Source organism: Arthrobacter sp. AG258 (assembly GCF_004364695.1).
Lineage (GTDB): Bacteria > Actinomycetota > Actinomycetes > Actinomycetales > Micrococcaceae > Arthrobacter.
On the sequence record NZ_SOBI01000001.1, the window covers coordinates 497971 to 514707 of the forward strand.

General features: G+C 69.2%; 14 protein-coding genes. 11 read left to right on the top strand and 3 right to left on the bottom strand.

Annotation, left to right across the window (positions count from 1 at the left end; translation table 11 throughout):
* The first annotated feature begins 3 nt into the window (after positions 1–3).
* From DFO47_RS02375 to DFO47_RS02385, 3 genes are all read left to right on the top strand, one after another.
* The gene (locus tag DFO47_RS02375) at positions 4–1593 is read left to right on the top strand and encodes an iron ABC transporter permease (RefSeq protein ID WP_208294355.1); all 1590 of its coding nucleotides are present in this window, start codon (positions 4–6) and stop codon (positions 1591–1593) included.
* Positions 1590–2747: an ABC transporter ATP-binding protein gene (locus DFO47_RS02380; RefSeq protein WP_018761702.1), complete on the top strand. Its 1158-nt coding sequence runs from the start codon at positions 1590–1592 to the stop codon at positions 2745–2747. The genes DFO47_RS02375 and DFO47_RS02380 overlap by 4 nt, the downstream gene beginning before the upstream one ends.
* Before the next feature lie 199 nt (positions 2748–2946).
* The gene (locus DFO47_RS02385) at positions 2947–3192 is read left to right on the top strand and encodes a hypothetical protein (RefSeq protein WP_018761703.1); all 246 of its coding nucleotides are present in this window, start codon (positions 2947–2949) and stop codon (positions 3190–3192) included.
* 37 nt (positions 3193–3229) lie between these two features.
* Here the strand turns inward: DFO47_RS02385 and nhaA are convergent, their stop codons facing one another.
* Both nhaA and DFO47_RS02395 read right to left on the bottom strand, forming a co-directional pair.
* Positions 3230–4597, bottom strand: a complete 1368-nt coding sequence (gene nhaA, locus DFO47_RS02390; RefSeq protein ID WP_133830543.1) for a Na+/H+ antiporter NhaA — start codon at positions 4595–4597, stop codon at positions 3230–3232.
* A gap of 85 nt (positions 4598–4682) precedes the next feature.
* Positions 4683–5402: a PAS and ANTAR domain-containing protein gene (locus DFO47_RS02395; RefSeq protein ID WP_133830544.1), complete on the bottom strand. Its 720-nt coding sequence runs from the start codon at positions 5400–5402 to the stop codon at positions 4683–4685.
* 219 nt (positions 5403–5621) lie between these two features.
* Between DFO47_RS02395 and DFO47_RS02400 the strand changes: the two genes are divergently transcribed.
* The 8 genes from DFO47_RS02400 to DFO47_RS02435 all read left to right on the top strand — a co-directional run bounded on the left by DFO47_RS02400 (position 5622) and on the right by DFO47_RS02435 (position 14580).
* Positions 5622–7739 carry a copper-translocating P-type ATPase gene (locus tag DFO47_RS02400; protein WP_133830545.1) on the top strand — a complete coding sequence of 706 codons (2118 nt, stop codon included), beginning with the start codon at positions 5622–5624 and terminating at the stop codon, positions 7737–7739.
* A complete protein-coding gene (locus DFO47_RS02405) occupies positions 7736–8200 on the top strand; it encodes a hypothetical protein (RefSeq protein WP_133830546.1) in 465 nt (154 codons plus the stop codon). Before DFO47_RS02400 ends, DFO47_RS02405 begins: the two co-directional genes overlap by 4 nt.
* Positions 8201–8254: 54 nt before the next feature.
* Entirely contained in the window at positions 8255–8878 is a 624-nt protein-coding gene (locus tag DFO47_RS02410; RefSeq protein ID WP_133830547.1) for a DUF305 domain-containing protein, read from the top strand.
* A gap of 144 nt (positions 8879–9022) precedes the next feature.
* Positions 9023–9673, top strand: coding sequence for a low molecular weight phosphatase family protein (locus tag DFO47_RS02415; protein ID WP_109045241.1), 651 nt, complete (start codon positions 9023–9025; stop codon positions 9671–9673).
* 126 nt (positions 9674–9799) lie between these two features.
* On the top strand, positions 9800–10918 hold the full coding sequence (locus tag DFO47_RS02420) for an LCP family protein (protein ID WP_133830548.1): 1119 nt from the start codon (positions 9800–9802) through the stop codon (positions 10916–10918).
* 114 nt (positions 10919–11032) lie between these two features.
* Complete coding sequence (locus DFO47_RS02425; protein ID WP_133830549.1) at positions 11033–12727, top strand: alkaline phosphatase D family protein; 1695 nt, start codon at positions 11033–11035, stop codon at positions 12725–12727.
* Positions 12728–12875: 148 nt separating this feature from the next.
* Entirely contained in the window at positions 12876–13697 is an 822-nt protein-coding gene (locus tag DFO47_RS02430; RefSeq protein ID WP_243835306.1) for a histidine phosphatase family protein, read from the top strand.
* The gene (locus tag DFO47_RS02435) at positions 13666–14580 is read left to right on the top strand and encodes an NAD(P)H-hydrate dehydratase (protein WP_133830550.1); all 915 of its coding nucleotides are present in this window, start codon (positions 13666–13668) and stop codon (positions 14578–14580) included. Before DFO47_RS02430 ends, DFO47_RS02435 begins: the two co-directional genes overlap by 32 nt.
* A 536-nt stretch (positions 14581–15116) precedes the next feature.
* Here DFO47_RS02435 and DFO47_RS02440 read toward each other — a convergent pair.
* Positions 15117–16724, bottom strand: coding sequence for an FAD-dependent monooxygenase (locus DFO47_RS02440; RefSeq protein ID WP_133830551.1), 1608 nt, complete (start codon positions 16722–16724; stop codon positions 15117–15119).
* Positions 16725–16737: the final 13 nt, after the last annotated feature.

Genomic DNA, 16737 nt, shown 5'->3' on the forward strand with positions numbered 1-16737 from the left:
TCCGTGACCACCGATCTATCGGCTCCCGCCAGGCGGGGCACGACGACGGCGGGCCGGGGCAACAGCCCCCGCCCGCCTTTCGGCGTTTCCGCGGTGTCCGTCCTGGCGGTGCTGATCGCCCTCTTCTCCCTCGTCCCGCTGGGATACGTGGTCTACATGACGGTGGCAACCGGGTGGGACACCGCCGTCGCCCTGATCCTGCGCCCCCGGGTGGGCGAACTGCTGGCCAACACCCTGCTCCTGATGGCCGCCACCGTCCCGCTGTGCCTGCTGCTTGGCGTGGCGGGGGCATGGCTGGTGGAACGGACCAACCTCCGCGGCCGGCGGATCTGGGCTGTCCTGCTGGCCGCTCCCCTGGCCATCCCGGCATTCGTGAACAGCTACGCCTGGGTTTCGGCCATCCCCTCGCTCGGCGGCCTGGGCTCAGGAATCCTGATCTCCACCCTGTCCTACTTCCCGCTGGTGTACATTCCGGCGGCCGCCACGCTGAGCCGGCTGGACCCTGCCATCGAGCAGTCCGCCGCCGCACTGGGACTGGGCGCCTGGCGGGCCTTCTTCCGGGTGGTGCTTCCCCAGCTGCGGATCGCCCTGACGGGCGGCGGCCTCCTGGTAGGGCTGCACCTGCTCGCCGAATACGGCGCCTTCGCCATGATCCGGTTCGATACCTTCACCACCGCGATCATGACCCAATACCGTTCCACCTTCAACGGGGCCGCGGGCAACATGCTGGCCAGCGTGCTGGTGTTCTTCTGCCTGCTGCTGCTGATGGCCGAAGTCCGCAGCCGCGGCACCGCCCGGTACGCGAGGATCGGCTCGGGGGCGCAGGCACGGGCACTCCGCCTCCCGCTGCATGCCTACCAGATCCCGTCCCAGGCCTTCCTGCTGGCGCTGACGGCACTGGCGTTCGGCCTCCCGCTGTACTACGTACTGAAATGGATCGTGGCCGGCGGCGCGGACGTCTGGACCGCCGCCGAATTCCTCCCCGCCCTGCTGGCCACGTTCGGATACGGCCTGGCCGGCGCTGCCGCCACCATCGTGGTCGCGTTCCCCATGGCGTACCTCGCGGTCCGCAGGCCCGGCTGGTTCAGCAAGTCACTGGAACTGTCCAACTACGTCACCAGCTCGATGCCCGGCATCGTGGTGGCCCTGGCGTTCGTCACCGTCAGCATCCGCGTGATGCCGGGCATCTACCAAACAGCCGGCGTGCTGGTGGCAGCGTACGTCCTGCTGTTCCTGCCCCGGGCCCTGGTGAACCTCCGGGCCGGGCTGGCGCAGGCTCCCAAGGAGCTTGACGAGGCCGCGCAGGCGCTGGGCAAGCCGCCGCTGCTGGCCTTCATCCGCGTCACACTGCGGCTGACCGCCCCGGCCGCTGCCGGCGGCGCGGCCCTGGTTTTCCTGGCCATCGCCAACGAGCTCACCGCCACCTTGCTGCTGTCCCCCAACGGCACCAAGACCCTGGCCACCGAGTTCTGGAGCAAGAGCAGCGAAATCGACTACGCCGGAGCCGCGCCCTATGCCCTGCTGATGATCCTGCTTTCCGCCCCCATGACCTACCTCCTCTTCCAACAGTCCAAGAAAGTAGCCGGACAGTGACAGCACCATCCACCCGTCGGCTGCCCGAACCACGGGTCTCCCCCTCCGTGGCGGCAACCACCAACAGCCACCTCCAGATCACGGACGTCACCAAGAACTTCGGATCCCAGGCGGTCCTGAGGGGCGTCAACCTGTCCGTGGCCAAGGGCGGGACCACCGCCATCGTGGGTCCGTCCGGCTCCGGCAAGACCACGCTGCTGCGCCTCATCGCCGGTTTTGAACACCCGGACACCGGCACCATCTCGCTCAACGGCACCACCGTGGCAGGCGACGGCGCGTGGCTCCCGGCGCACAAACGCCAGATCGGCTACGTGGCCCAGGACGGCGCGCTCTTCCCGCACCTTACCGTGGGCCAGAACGTTGCCTTTGGCCTGGATCCGGCCAAGCTGGAGGGCGGCCGGCGGGCTGTCGCGGCCCGGGTGGCGGAGCTCCTGGACATGGTGTCCCTGGATCCGGCCATGGCCAAGCGCCGCCCGCACCAGCTCTCCGGCGGCCAGCAGCAGCGCGTGGCCCTGGCCCGCGCCCTGGCACGGGAACCGGAACTGATGCTCCTGGACGAACCCTTCTCAGCCTTGGATGCGGGCCTCCGCGTGGCCACCCGCCGCGCCGTGGCCAAGGTCCTGGCCGAGGCCGGGGTTACCACCATCCTGGTCACCCACGACCAGGCCGAAGCGTTGTCCTTCGCCGACCAGGTGGCGGTCATGCGCGGCGGCAAGCTGGCCCAGATCGGCAACCCCTTCGTCGTCTACACCCGTCCCGCCGACCGGGCCACCGCCGAGTTCCTGGGCGATGCCGTCATCCTGGATGCCTGGCTCGAAGGGTCGCTGGCCACCTGCTCGCTGGGCGGCATTCCGGTGCGCCGGCCGCCGGCGCAGGGCAAGGTCCAGTTGATGCTGCGGCCCGAGCAGATCCGCATCGCCGAGGACGGCCCCATCCGCGGCGTGGTAGTGGACACTGACTACTTCGGCCCCGAAACCACGGTGCGGCTCAAGCTCAACGTGCCGCAAGAGGTGGCGGAGCACGCGGACCACCGGTACCCCGGCGGCGGCGAAGTGATCACCATCCGGCATTGGAACGCCTCGATTGCCCGGCCCGGGATGGAACTGTGCCTCCGGGTGGTCGGCGAAGCAGTCGCGTTCCCGATGGAGGACTGAGCTCCGGCCCCGGCCGCGCTCGGCGGCGTATCCGAAGCTTGTCCGCGCATCTGAAGCTAGGGGGCACAGATGGACGAACAAGCTTCTGACCGGTGCGACCGCCACTGCTGACACAGAAAAAACACCGGGCCGAAACACTCCGGCAACCTCTTCACGGCAAGCTGTGCGTACGGGGATACAACAGCAGGAGGCAGCCCTCATGGAGGCACAAGGAATACGTACCGCCCAGCTCCGCATCGGGGACCAGATCGAAGCCTGGCACCGAGGCAAGCTTTTCCACAGCGGCCGGGTGACCGACGTCGTCCCGGCCCTTGAACTCTTCTGGATCCTGGATTCCAGGACCGGTGCGCGGAAGCTGCTGGACCCGGAGGCCCTGGAGATCCGGCACGTGGAGGTCACGGCCGTTCCACCGGCCGCCCAGGCGAAGCCGCTCGCGACGGCGTGAGCGGGGTTCCGGCCGGGCAGCCGGCAGGACCAGCGGCTTAGGTCCGTTCCTGGTAGACGTCCGGGATGCCGTCGTGGTCCGAATCCACTTTCTCGAGTTCTTCGGCGAGCCGGTACTGGCGGTTCCGGGTTCGCAGCACCAGCGTCGCCAGCAGCGCGGCGATCAATGATGCGGCCAGGATGCCCACCTTGGCATGGTCATCATGCAGGCTGCCGTTGCCGAAGCTGAGCTCCGCCACGAGCAGGGACACGGTGAAACCGATGCCTGCCAGCAGCGCCACGCCGAACACGTCGATCCACGTGAATGAGCTGTCCAGGCTGGCCCTGGTGGCTTTGGTCAGCACCCAGGTGGTGGCAAGGATTCCCACCGGCTTGCCCAGGACCAGGCCCAGGATGATGCCCAGCGCCACCGGGTCCGACAACGCCGAAACCAGGCCTCCCCATCCGCCGACCAGCACGCCTGCGGAGAAGAACGCAAAGATCGGGACCGCGACGCCCGCGGAAATGGGACGGAACCGGTGTTCGAAGATCTCGGCGAGCCCCGGGCCCGCTTCCGGACCGCCGGAGGCCTGTGACCTGATCACCGGCACCGCGAAGCCCAACAGCACACCGGCCACAGTGGCATGGATACCCGAAGCATGCACCAGCGCCCACGTGAGTACCCCCAGCGGCAGCAGGATCAACCAGGCCGCGGCGGCATGGCGGCCGAAGAACCGGCGGTACTTTTGCGCGAGGAACGCATAGGCCGCCAGCGGAACGAGCGCCAGGAGCAGCGGGGTGGGCTGGATGTCGCTGGAGTAGAAGAACGCAATGATGGTGATGGCAATCAGGTCATCCACCACGGCCAGCGTCAGCAGGAAGATCCGCAGCGCGCTGGGCAGGTGGGAGCCGATGATGGCCAGGACGGCCACCGCAAAGGCGATGTCGGTTGCCGTGGGGATGGCCCAGCCGCGCAGGGTTTCCGGGCTGGCGAGGTTGACGACGGCGTAAATCACCGCCGGGACGGCCACGCCGCCCACGGCGGCGGCCACGGGGACGATCGATTTGCTGATCTGCCGCAGGTCGCCGGCCACAAATTCCCGTTTGAGTTCCAGGCCCACCAGGAAGAAGAAAATGGCCAACAGGCCGTCAGCCGCCCAGGCACCCAGGCTCAGCTCCAGGTGCCACGGCGCGTAGCCCACCGTGAAGTCGCGGAGGGCAAAGTAGCTCTCCGATGCCGGGGAATTGGCCCAGACGAGGGCGATGACCGCCGCGATGACGAGGAGGGCTCCGCCGACCGTTTCCTTGCGGAGGATTTCACCGATCCGGAGGGCCTCGGCGTAGCTGCCGCGGGAGAAGACGGTGGAGCCGAAAAACGTGTTCCGGCTGGGCGGGGGCGGTGTTGGTGCAGGCGGGGTGGAGGTCATGGAGGCATCCTTATTTCCGGGTTCGACAAAGCCATGCCGACCAGACTTCCCGGCGCACCTAGGTCCATTCTACCGGGCGGGAGGGTCAGCCTGCGCGGCGTCCCCCGGTGTCCCGGCTCCGCCCGTGCAGTTGGATGGCCCGAACGGCGCGGTCCAGGTAGGTCCGCCCGTCAACTGAATTGGCCAGCTGCACCAGTTCGGCGGCCACCACCACGAGCTTGACGTTCCGGTGGCTGCTGGTGGCCACGAGCAACTGGAAGGACTCGTCCGAGCCGAGCTTCAGCAGGCCCATGAGGATGCCGCGAGCCTGGTCGATCACCGTGCGGGTGGAGGTGGCGCCGGCAACGGCATCCCGCGCAGTCTGTTCGGTCTCGCGCTGCAGGGTCCGGGTGAGGTCCACCATCACGCCTTCGAGCGCCACCACTGATCCGTCGTCGCCGAGGATCGCCTCACCGGAGGTCATGACCCGGCGCGTGTGGCCTTTGGCGTCAATAATGCGGTGGTACATGCAGAAGAAGCCGCCGGTCTCCGCCACCCTGGCGGTGATTTCCTCGCATTGTCCGCGGTCATCGGGATGCTTGTGCGCAAAGACGAGTTCGAGGGTGGGCACCACCTCCCCGCGCTGGTAGCCGTGCAGCTGGTACATGCCATTGGACCAATGGAACGCCGGCCCGGCTAGGTCCACGCGGAACACCCCGGCGTCGCACTGGTCGTCGCCGAGGGCACTGGAGTAGGTGTACAAGTCGCTCAGCTCGGTCACGAGGCCCACTTCCCAGGTATTGGCCAGCCCCCAGCGGGCCGGCACCGTACTCGCTCCTCCCAGTATGGGCGAATGGAGCAGCGGAAAGTAGTGCGGGAGGTCCTATGGAACTCCCGCAGCAAATGGGCTATGGACTTGAACGCATATACCCCTAGGGGGTATATTCAAGGTGTTGTCAGTGACGTGGTTTGTCCCGGCCGGTGCCACCGGCCTTACAGCCGGTCAACCCCAGCGCCCCATGATCGTCTATGGAATGGAACTGACATGAGCCACGGGAACCACTCCCACCACCCGGCGGCGGCCGGCCCCCTCACGCACGCTCCGGCGGCCCCCACCGGGCACCCTCACCACGGCGGCCACGAGCATGACGATGACCATGCCGTGCACACCCACGGGCAGCACGCCGGCCACAGCACCGCCATGTTCAAGAACCGGTTCTGGCTGACGCTCGCCCTGTCCGTGCCGGTGGTCTACTTCAGCCCCATGATGGGTCACCTGCTGGGCTACATGCCGCCCGAGTTTCCCGGCGCCGCCTGGATTCCGCCGGTCCTGGGCACCGTGATCTTCCTGTATGGCGGCCAGCCGTTCCTCAAGGGCGGCCTCCAGGAACTCAAGGACCGCACGCCCGGGATGATGCTGCTGATCGCCATGGCCATCACCGTGGCTTTTGCGGCCTCCTGGGTCACCAGCCTGGGGATCGGCGGCTTCGACCTGGATTTCTGGTGGGAGCTGGCGCTCCTGGTGGCCATCATGCTGCTGGGCCACTGGATCGAAATGCGCGCCCTCGGATCCGCCCAGGGCGCCCTTGACGCCCTCGCGGCGCTGCTCCCGGACGAGGCCGAGCGCATCACGGAGGGCGGCACGGAAATTGTCCCCGTTGCCGATCTGGCCCCCGGCGATCTCGTCCTGGTCCGCCCCGGCGCCCGCATGCCGGCGGACGGAACCGTGGTGTACGGCCAGGCGGAGTTCGACGAGTCCATGATCACCGGCGAATCCAAAACCGTCCCACGCGGCACCGGCGATCCGGTGGTGGCCGGAACCGTGGCAACGGACAGCAGCGTCCGGGTCCGGGTCACGGCAGTGGGCGACCAGACCGCCCTGGCCGGAATCCAGCGGCTGGTGGAAGAGGCCCAGGCCTCATCCTCGCGCGCGCAAGCCCTCGCGGACCGCGCGGCGGCGTTCCTGTTCTACTTCGCCGCCGGAGCCGGCGTGCTGACCTTCATCGGCTGGACGCTGCTGGGAAGCGTCCCCGACGCCGTTACCCGTACCGTCACTGTCCTGGTGATCGCCTGCCCGCACGCGTTGGGGCTGGCCATCCCGCTGGTCATCGCCATTTCCACCGAACAGGCCGCCCGGGCAGGGGTGCTCATCAAGAACCGGATGGCACTGGAGCGCATGCGCACCGTCGACGTCGTCCTGTTCGACAAGACCGGCACCCTGACCACCGGCGAACCTGAACTGAAGGACATCGCCGCCGCCGAAGGTGCTGAGGCCGATGCCGTGCTCGCCTTGGCCGCCGCCGTTGAATCCGACAGCGAGCACCCCGTGGCGCGTGCCATCGTCCGGGCCGCCGGAGCCCGGAACCTGGCACTCCCGGCAGCCACGGGCTTCACCGCCCTGGCGGGCCGGGGCGTCCGGGCCGTCGTGGACGGCCGCACTGTGCACGTGGGCGGACCCGCGCTCCTGCGCGAGCTCGGCGTCGTCGAGCCCGAGGCCCTGGCCGTCCGGACGCGGGCATGGATGGAACGCGGCGCCGCAGTCCTGCACGTGGTGGACGGCGACGGCACCATCCTGGGCGCCGTGAGCATGGAAGACGCCGTGCGGGCCGAATCGCGGCAGGCCGTGTCAGCCCTCCAGCGCCGCGGTATCAAGGTGGCCATGGTCACCGGGGACGCGCGCCAGGTGGCGCAGGCCGTGGCCGCGGACCTGGGCATTGACGAGGTATTCGCCGAGGTCCTTCCCGCGGACAAGGACAAGAAAGTTGCCGAACTGCAGGCCCGTGGCTTGAAGGTGGCCATGGTGGGCGACGGCGTCAACGACTCCCCGGCCCTTGCCCGCGCCGAGGTGGGCATCGCCATTGGCGCCGGGACCGACGTGGCCATGGAATCCGCCGGCGTGGTGCTGGCAGGAAACGATCCGCGGGCGGTGCTGTCCATGGTGGACCTCTCCCGGGCGAGCTACCGGAAGATGTGGCAGAACCTGGTGTGGGCGGCGGGCTACAACATCCTGTCCGTGCCGCTGGCCGCAGGCGTCCTGGCCTTTGCCGGCGTAGTGCTCTCACCGGCGGCAGGGGCGGTGCTGATGTCTGCCTCCACCGTTGTGGTGGCCTTGAACGCCCAGCTCCTCCGGCGCCTGAAGCTGAACCCGTCGGAGGTGCAGTGAACCGGGCACTGCACCAGGCCCTGCTGCTGGCCGGCACCCTGGCCGTTATCGCGGGCCTGCTCGGCATGCACGTACTGACCACGGGCCACGCCTCACACGGGCTCGTTGCGCAGGGCGTCGCTTCGCACAGCGCAGCCTCCCATACGGCGCCCGCAGGGCACACCGCCGTCGTGCATTCCACGGTTGGGGACCAGCCGGGCCATACCGGCCACGCGGTTGCAGCGGCTTCCATGGACGCGCCGGCTCTGGCGACGTCCACGTGCGGCACCTCCTGCCCGGGAGCGCAGGAATCGGGGGCACCGTGCATCCCAACCGCACCGGGGAGTCCGGTCACCGTTGCCCCACCCCAGGCCACCTTTGCCGTCGTCTCGCTGCTGCCGCCGGCCGGCGACCCCAGCTCCTCCTATGGGTACCTGCCGCCCAGCCCCTCGCCCTGCGACCTGTCCATCAGCCGGACGTAAACCGGACTGTGCCCATCACCCCGGCCCAGTTCCACTACCTCCCTGAAAGACACCATGAACACCACATTCAAGACCCTGTCCATCACCGTTGCCCTCGCCGCGTCCCTCAGCCTCGCCGGCTGCGCCACAGGCTCCGGCAGCATGCCCATGGACCACGGCAGCTCCAACCCCATGTCGAGTACCATGGCAAGCGCCGGCACCATGCCCGGCGCCAGCGCCGACCATAACCAGGCGGACATCATGTTTGCCCAGATGATGATCCCGCACCACGCCCAGGCAGTAGAGATGAGCGGCATCATCCTGGCGAAGCCCGGGATGCCCGCAGAGGTGACAGCGCTCGCCACGAAGATCAAGGCCGCCCAGGCACCGGAGATCGAGCAGATGACCGGCTGGCTTAAAGCCTGGAACGTGCCCACCATGATGAGCGACCACTCGGGACACGGCATGACCGGCATGGTGGACGATGCCGGCATCGAGAAGCTGGAGTCCGCCACCGGGACCGACGCCGCGAAACTGTTCCTGGAACAGATGATCGGCCACCATGAGGGCGCCATCGACATGGCCCGGCAGGAGATCAGCGCCGGCAAATTCCCGGACGCCGTGAAGCTGGGCCACGACATCGTGGACGCCCAGCAGGCCGAGATCACACAAATGAAGCAGCTGCTGACCGTTCTGTAAGCTGCCCGGCGGGCGCCCGGCATCAAAACACGCAACGGCGCGGCAGCGGCACCCGGCCAGGGGGCCGCCGCCGCGCCGTTGCGTGTTAAGTTGAAAGGCACGGGCCCACCGGTCCTGCCACCAGCTGGGAAAGAGAACATCTCCTTGGACAATTCCGCGCCAGTCAAGATCCTGACCGTCTGCACCGGGAACATCTGCCGCTCGCCCGTGGCCGAACGGCTGCTGCAGGCGGGGCTGGACCAAGCCGTGCCGGGAGGGTTCCAGGTGGCGAGCGCCGGCACCCGGGCCATGGTGGGCGAACCCATGCAGCCCATTTCCGCGGAGATCGTGCGGACCTACGGCGGGGATCCGGAAGGGTTTGCCGCACGGCAGCTCACCCCCGCCATCCTGCGCGGCGTGGACCTGGTACTCACCATGACCTCCGGACACCGCGGCGAGGTCCTGCAGCTCGATGCCTCCCTCCTCAAGCGCACCTTCACCATCCGCGAGTTCGCCCGCATGCTCGACGTCCTGGACCAGAGGGACACGTCCGCATCCACGGACAACGCGGCCGACGACGACGGCTGGCTGGCTGCCCACACAACCCGTTGGCGGGGGTTGCCGGCGCGTGCCGCCGGGGTGCGGCACCTCTCGCTCCCCGCGGATCCCGCCGAGAACGACATCGTGGACCCGTACCGCCGGCCGCCGGAGGTGTACCGGCAGATGGAGGACCAGCTGGCCCCCGCCATCGTGTCCATCCTGCGCCACGCCCGCCTCAATTCCCCGGTCCGCGGGGACGCAGCCGGCGCGCCGTAACGAACCGTGGGTGCCCGGCGGCCCGGCGACACGCCGCAGGTGACAGTTTGGACAAGCCTGTAGCCAACAGGGGTATCACTGGCGGACACTGATCCCACCCGCAACACGATGAGGTGGAGGCACCGCATGAGCACGCCTGATCCAACCGGACCCGCCGGTCCCCCCACCCGCCCGTCCGTGCCCCACCGGCCCGCCTGGCTTGCGGCCCTGGGCCGCCGCCGCTGGATCGCCGCCCTGCTGGCACTGGTGCTGGTGGCGGCCGCGGGGATCGCGGTGTTCAGCCTCAACCGCGCGGGCAGGGACGCCGCCCCCGCGGCCACGCAAACCCAGTCACCGAGCGAAACGCCCACGCCCACACCCACGCCGTCCGAAACACCTCCACCGGCGCCCGCTCCGCCTCCTCCGCCGCAGCCGATTCCGGACCTCCCGGCGGGCGAGATGAATGTGCTGGTCATCGGCAGCGACAGCCGGGGGATCGCCCGGAACGAGGCAGCCCACACCGCGGAGACCGGCGAGCCCTCGGACCAGCGCTCGGATTCGTTGATGCTGGTCCATGTGCCCGCGGACCGCCACACGCTCTATGTCATTTCGATCATGCGGGATCTGTGGGTGGACGTCCCGGGCGTGGGCGGCTCCAAGATCAATGCGGCCTTGGAGTACGGCGGCATCGACCTGACCACGCAGACCGTGCAGCAGTTGCTGGGCGTCACCATCGACCACACCCTGATGCTCGATTTCAACGGCTTCCGGGCACTTACGGACGGGCTGGGCGGCATCGACGTCAACGTCCCTTTTGCCTTCCAGTCCACTATCGAAACCCAGCATGTGTTCAGCCAGGGCATCAACCATCTTGACGGGCAGGCTGCCCTGGAGTTCAGCCGCGAACGCTACGCCTTCACCGACGGAGACTTCCAACGGGTACAGAACCAGCGGACCATGCTGCGCGCCATCCTGGCCCGGCTTACCGGCGGCGGCGCCCTGAACGACGTGAACGCGGTCCGGTCGCTGGTGGACTTCGCGGGCTGCTGCCTCACGGTGGACAAGGGCTTCGACCCCGTCCAGGCCGCCATCCTCGCCTACAGCCTGCGGAACCTGGACGTGAACGCCATCGGCACCATGACCCTGCCCACGGCCGGGACCGGCATGGCGGCCGGGCAGTCGGTGGTATTCCCCGATTATGGCGGCATCGCCGCCGTCGGTGCCGCACTGCGGGAGGGCAGGATCGCCGACTTCGCGGTCCCGTAGCCTGCGGGCCCAAGGCGGCGGCCCCCATCCAAGCCACCGGCTGTTCAGGACCGCCTCACCCCGGGTTTACCCGCAGGACCATGTCCGTGCGTCCGCCCGCGGGAACCTCAGGGTATGACTGAGAACTCCCGCACCACCGTTTCCCGCCGCACCGTCGTCAAAGGCTCGGTCCTGGCTGCCGCGCTCGCCTCCGTCCCCGCCGCCGCCCAGGCAGCCGAAACCGGCCAGTCTCCCGCCGGCGTCGCGTTGGTCCGCAACCGCCTCACCCTCCCCAGCGGCATCGCCACCGGGGACGTCACCTCCGATTCTGCCGTCCTGTGGTCCCGCTCCTCGGGTGCCGGCCGGATGACTGCGGTCCTGCGGGCGGTGGACGACGGCGGCCAGGTCCTTCGCGGACGCGGTGCCTTTGAGCGGGTCCTCCGTGGCCCCCGCGCCACCCAGGCCTCAGACTTCACGGCCAAGATCCATGCCGGCAACCTGCCGTCCAACACCCGGTTCGCCTTGGAAATCAGCTTCGAGGACGACGGCGGCGCGGCCAGCGAGACGGTCCTCGGCAGTTTCCGCACGGCCCCCGACACCGGGACGGTCAACGGCAAGGGCCGCACCGGTGGGGTGGGCAACAGCGGCGACGTCCCGGCGTCGTTTGCGCAGAGCTTCGTGTGGACCGGCGACACAGCCGGCCAGGGGTGGGGCATCAACGAGGAGGTCGGCGGCATGCGCGGCTACCGGGCCATGCACCAGACCCGGCCGGACTTCTTCATCCACTCCGGCGACACCATCTATGCCGACGGTCCCATTGCGGAGACCGTCACCGAAAAGGACGGCCAGGTCTGGAAGAACCTGGTGACCGAGGAGGTCTCCAAGGTGGCCGAGACGCTGACCGAGTTCCGCGGCAGGCACCGCTACAACTCCATGGACGCCAATATGCGCGCGTTGTTCGCCGACGTCCCGGTCATCGCCCAGTGGGACGACCACGAGACCCACAACAACTGGTACCCCGGCCAGGTCCTGGATGACTCCCGCTACACGGTGCGGGACGTCAACACCCTCGCCGCGCGCGGCCGCCAGGCCTGGCAGGAAAACATGCCCATCGCGGACAGCTCCGCCCTGTGGCGGCCCGGCACGTTCGACGACGCCGGCACGTACCAGCCGGCCCGCATCTACCGGAAGATCTCCCGCGGGCCGCAGCTGGACATCTTCTGCCTGGACATGCGCACCTACAAGTCCCCCAACACGGATGGCAAGGAGCCCTATGCCACCTCCATCCTGGGCCGGGAGCAGGTGGACTGGCTCATCAGCGAGGTGTCCAAATCCAAGGCAACGTGGAAGGTGATCGCCAACGACCTGCCCCTGGGCGTCGTGGTCCCGGACGGACCCGTGAATGAGGAAAGCGTCTCCAACCGCGACCCCGGCGCACCCTTGGGCCGCGAGCTTGAACTGGCCGGGGTGCTCAGCGCCTTCAAGCGCAACAGTGTGAAGAACACTGTGTGGCTGACCGCCGACGTGCACTACTGCGCCGCCCACCACTACTCCCCCGAGCGGGCGGCCTTCACCGACTTCGACCCCTTCTGGGAGTTCGTGGCCGGGCCCATCGCGGCGGGCTCGTTCGGTCCCAACGCCATGGACGGCACGTTCGGGCCGGAGGTGGTGTTTTCCAAGTCCGGCCGCTTCGCCGGAGAGTCCCCGCGGGACGGCGAAAACCAGTTCTTCGGGCACGTGCAGCTCGGGGAGGACAACAGCTTCACCGTGAGCCTCCGGAACGCCAACGGCGCCACCGTGTTCTCCAAGACCCTCACGCCCGAAAGGTAGGTGTTCCGGCCCCATCACCCTGGTGCGGGGCCGACGGCGGCTGCGCGCCCCTGGCGCCGGGACCGCCGTCGGCCGTTATTTTCCGACGTTCCTTGGGTACGCCGCACATAGTGGGGGCTTCGGCACGGCAAACGGACGGGGTGGTTCCTTGAACGGCGATTCTTCGAAGAAAGACATTTCGGGCGGCGGCCCGTCCGGCGACGACGGCTTGACAGCAGCGGTCAGGGCAGCCGGAGCGGTGGAGCTGCTCCTGGTCCGGCACGGCGAAAGCGAAGGCAACGTGGCCGCCACGGAGGCCCGGGACGCGGGAGTTGAGGTCATCGACGTGCCGGCCCGCGATGCCGATGTGGACCTTTCCGGCACCGGGAAGGACCAGGCAAAGGCGTTGGGTGTTGCCCTGTCCCGGATCGCGGAAGGGTTCCGTCCCGACGCCGTGGTCTCCTCCCCCTATGCGCGCGCTCGTCAGACAGCCCGGATCGCCGTGGAAACGGCAGGCTGGCCGCTGCAGGTTCGGATTGATGAACGGCTGCGGGACCGCGAACTGGGCATCCTGGACCGGCTCACCCGGCTGGGCGTGGACAACCGCTACCCGGTGGAAGCCGAACGGCGGGACTGGCTGGGCAAACTGTACTACCGGCCGCCGGGCGGGGAATCCTGGGCGGACGTGGCGCTCCGGCTGCGGTCCGTCCTGGCAGAGCTGAATGGCCTGGGTGCCGGCCACCGGGTCATGCTGGTGTGCCATGACGCCGTGATCATGCTGTTCCGGTACGTGCTGGAAGGACTCACGGAGAGGGAGTTGCTGGACCTCGCGGCCACCGAAGCCATCCGCAATGCCTCGGTAACCAGGTTTGTGCGCCCCTCCGGTGAGGGACCGTGGACCCTGGAAAGCTTCAACGTGGCCAGCCACCTGGCCGAGCAGGGCGTCGCTGTCACCGAGCATGCGGGAGACACCAGTGTCCGGCCCCGGTGACGCCGGCGCCACCCTGGTCACCCCGTCGCTCCTGCGCGAGTGGCCCCTGCCGGCACCCGGCGCAGACAAATACTCCCGTGGGTCGGTGCTGGTGATCGGCGGGGCCCGGACCACCCCTGGCGCGGCGCTGCTGGCCGGCACCGCCGCGCTGCGGGCCGGGGCCGGTAAACTCACGCTGGCAGTGGCCGGGTCCGTTGCCGTGCAGCTGGGGGTCGCGTTGCCTGAGTGTGGTTGCATCGGGCTGCCCGAAACTGCGGAGGGTTCCCTCAAGGCGGAACTGGACCCTGTTGCCGCGTATTTGGACGGCGCGGACGCGGTCTTGGTCGGACCGGGCTTGGATGACCCGGACCTTGCGGCGGAACTGCTGGTGGCGATGCTTGACCGCGAGTCGCCCGGTACGGAACGGCCCGCCGTCGTCCTCGATGCCTACGCTTTGGGCGCCCTGGTGCCGCTGGAAGACCGGCTGGACTCCTGGCGCGGCCGGCTGGTCCTGACCCCGAACCCCACCGAAGCGGGAATCCTGCTGGGGCGCGACGTGGCGGACCTTGAAAAAGACCTGGCCGAGGTCTCCGCCCGGTTCGGCGCCGTTGTCAGTTGCCAGGGCCTGATCACGCAGCCTCCAGGCTTCGACGACGGCCCGGGCCCTTGGAAGATCACCACGGGATACGGCGGCCTTGGCACCTCCGGCAGCGGGGATGTGTTGGCGGGGACCATCGCCGGCCTCCGGGCGAGGGGAACCACCGGCGCCCAGGCGGCATGCTGGGGGACGCACCTGCATGCGGCCGCCGCGGACCGGCTGGCCAGCAGACGGGGCCCCATGGGGTTCCTGGCCCGCGAACTAGCCGAGGAAATGCCTGCGTTGATGCTGGAACTCAGCACCTGATTCCTGATGCCGGGGCACCCGGCCGGTACGTGACCGGAACACAGGGAGGCCGGACGCGCGGATGGCCCCCGGCCGAAGCCGGGGGCCACCGTGTCGGGAAGTACAGGCCTCAGCTGCCGATGCGCTGTCTGGCGCTGTGGCGTGCACAGTGTGGCGATCCGCCCCATAAGGCAGTCAACAGGTTTGCCCGCCTCCCGAGCCTTTGTTGTCTAATACTGATTTTTTAGCACTCGGAGCGCGGGCCTTCAAGTGCCCGTGCGGTCAATCCCTGATGGGGTCCGGCCGGAGCGGCGCCGGCCCGGGATCGGGAACGGGCAACGGTCCCGGCGACGGCGGTGCGGGGAACGGATGTGGCGACGGCGGCCCGGGCGGGCGGGGCTGGGTGGGATCCGGGGAGCTCGGCTCCGGTCCGGGTTCGGGCGGAAACGGCTCAGGTTCGTGCACTGGCGGGATGGTCATGGAACTTCCCCTCTCAGGCTGGGCAGATGTGCCTTGGACTGATCAGGATACGCCGGACATGCCCCGGCAACCACCCGTCAGGACGGCAAGGCACCCACCAGCCGCAGCCAGTCCCCCACTTGCGCCGGGTCCGCCTCGCCGCAGCTGAAACCGACATATCCGTCCGGGCGCACGGCCACCACGCCCCGGCCCGGATGGCTGCTGAGCCGGTGGACATGGACCAGGGGGCTGTGTCCCGCACGCGCCGGCAACGCCAGGGCATCCAAGGCGTCCGGGCCGGCATCCCGCTCCAGCAAGAGATGGACCCCCGGGAGGGCCGTCAGGTCATGCAGGCGCACTTCCCGTCCCGCCACCGAGGCCGGCGCGTCCGGCAGCCGGTCGCCGGGCCGTGGCCACCGGACCGACCGGGGTGTCCCGTCAATGGAGACAGTGCTGCTCCGGTACCGCACGAAAGGCTGGGCCAGGAGCCTGATGCCCTTGGACGTGAGCCACTGCCGGCGCAGCAGGAACGGCAGGACCGGCGCAAACGCAGGAAGAATGCTCCGGGCCAGCCGGGCGGCAGGGTGCGGCGAGGCCTCCCCAAAAAAGATGACGTGCGTCAGGGCAAGGACCTGCCGGGCAGCAAGCCGGCGCTCCTGGTGGTAGGAGCTGAGCAACTCAGGGAGGGGCCCGCCGGCCGTCGAGGCGAAGCCGAGCTTCCAGCCAAGATTGAGGGCGTCGAGGATGCCGTTGTTCATGCCTTGACCGCCGGCCGGAGAATGTGCGTGCGCGGCGTCCCCTGCCAGGAAGACGGGATCGACGCCGAACGAACTGGCAAGACGGTGTTGAAGCGCGACCTGCGCCGACCACCGGACGTCCCGGACCGCGGCGCCCAGCCCCGAGACCCTGACGAGCCGTTCCACTTCCCCTGGCGGGACGGCCGGGCCCAACTGGCCGAACAATGCGGCGGGTTGCGGGTCCGCGGGCCGGGTTGCCAGCATGCGCCAGGTGGCTCCTTCCCCAAGGGCGAAAAGGAAGGTCAGCCCGGCGCTGCCGACGGCGACGTGCAGGACCCCCGGGTCCAGGGTCCCGTCAAGTTCCAGGTCGGCCAGGACAGCCTCCACCCGGTAGGGACCGCCCTCCCAGCGGGCGTCCGTGATGCTGCGGACGGTGCCGGCCTGCCCGTCGCAACCGGCCAGGAACCGGGAATCATGCTCTTCCCGGCCGCCCCCGTCGCGGTAAAGCTGCGCCCGGACCATGCCTCCTTCTGGTTGTACGCCGCCGCGGCCGAGCCCGCGGAACTCCACGCCCCAGTCCACGTGGACGCCCCGCTCCTGGAGTGCCTGCCACAGCACGGCCTCGACGTCGGCCTGCCGGACCAGGGTCAGGTGCGGGAAGGCCGTGTCCGGGAGGTCCGCGTGGCCCAGCCGGGCTTCGACGATACGCCGGCCCAGGTGGAGCCGCGCTTCCGGGGTGGTATCGGCGCGGCGGAGCAGTTCTCCGGTGACTGCCAGCGGCCGCAGCCCTTCCAGGGCGCGGGCATGGAGCATCAAGGCCCGGGACGGGCGTGTCAGGTGCGGGCGGCGGTCCACCACCCTGACGGAGGCGCCATGCGCCTGTGCCTGGAGCGCGGTGGTGAGCCCGGCGGGACCAGCGCCGACAACGAGGACGTCGGTGTCCGGCGTCGGTCCTTGCCCGCGTCCCATGGCTGCCGGGCCC

Bases quoted from the DNA above. Each gene is read 5' to 3' on its own strand.
- DFO47_RS02385 (WP_018761703.1), top strand. From the start codon at position 2,947: ATGGAGGCACAAGGAATACGTACCGCCCAGCTCCGCATCGGGGACCAG.
- nhaA (WP_133830543.1), bottom strand. From the start codon at position 4,597: ATGACCTCCACCCCGCCTGCACCAACACCGCCCCCGCCCAGCCGGAAC.
- DFO47_RS02400 (WP_133830545.1), top strand. From the start codon at position 5,622: ATGAGCCACGGGAACCACTCCCACCACCCGGCGGCGGCCGGCCCCCTC.
- DFO47_RS02410 (WP_133830547.1), top strand. From the start codon at position 8,255: ATGAACACCACATTCAAGACCCTGTCCATCACCGTTGCCCTCGCCGCG.
- DFO47_RS02420 (WP_133830548.1), top strand. From the start codon at position 9,800: ATGAGCACGCCTGATCCAACCGGACCCGCCGGTCCCCCCACCCGCCCG.
- DFO47_RS02425 (WP_133830549.1), top strand. From the start codon at position 11,033: ATGACTGAGAACTCCCGCACCACCGTTTCCCGCCGCACCGTCGTCAAA.
- DFO47_RS02435 (WP_133830550.1), top strand. From the start codon at position 13,666: ATGCGGGAGACACCAGTGTCCGGCCCCGGTGACGCCGGCGCCACCCTG.
- DFO47_RS02440 (WP_133830551.1), bottom strand. From the start codon at position 16,724: ATGGGACGCGGGCAAGGACCGACGCCGGACACCGACGTCCTCGTTGTC.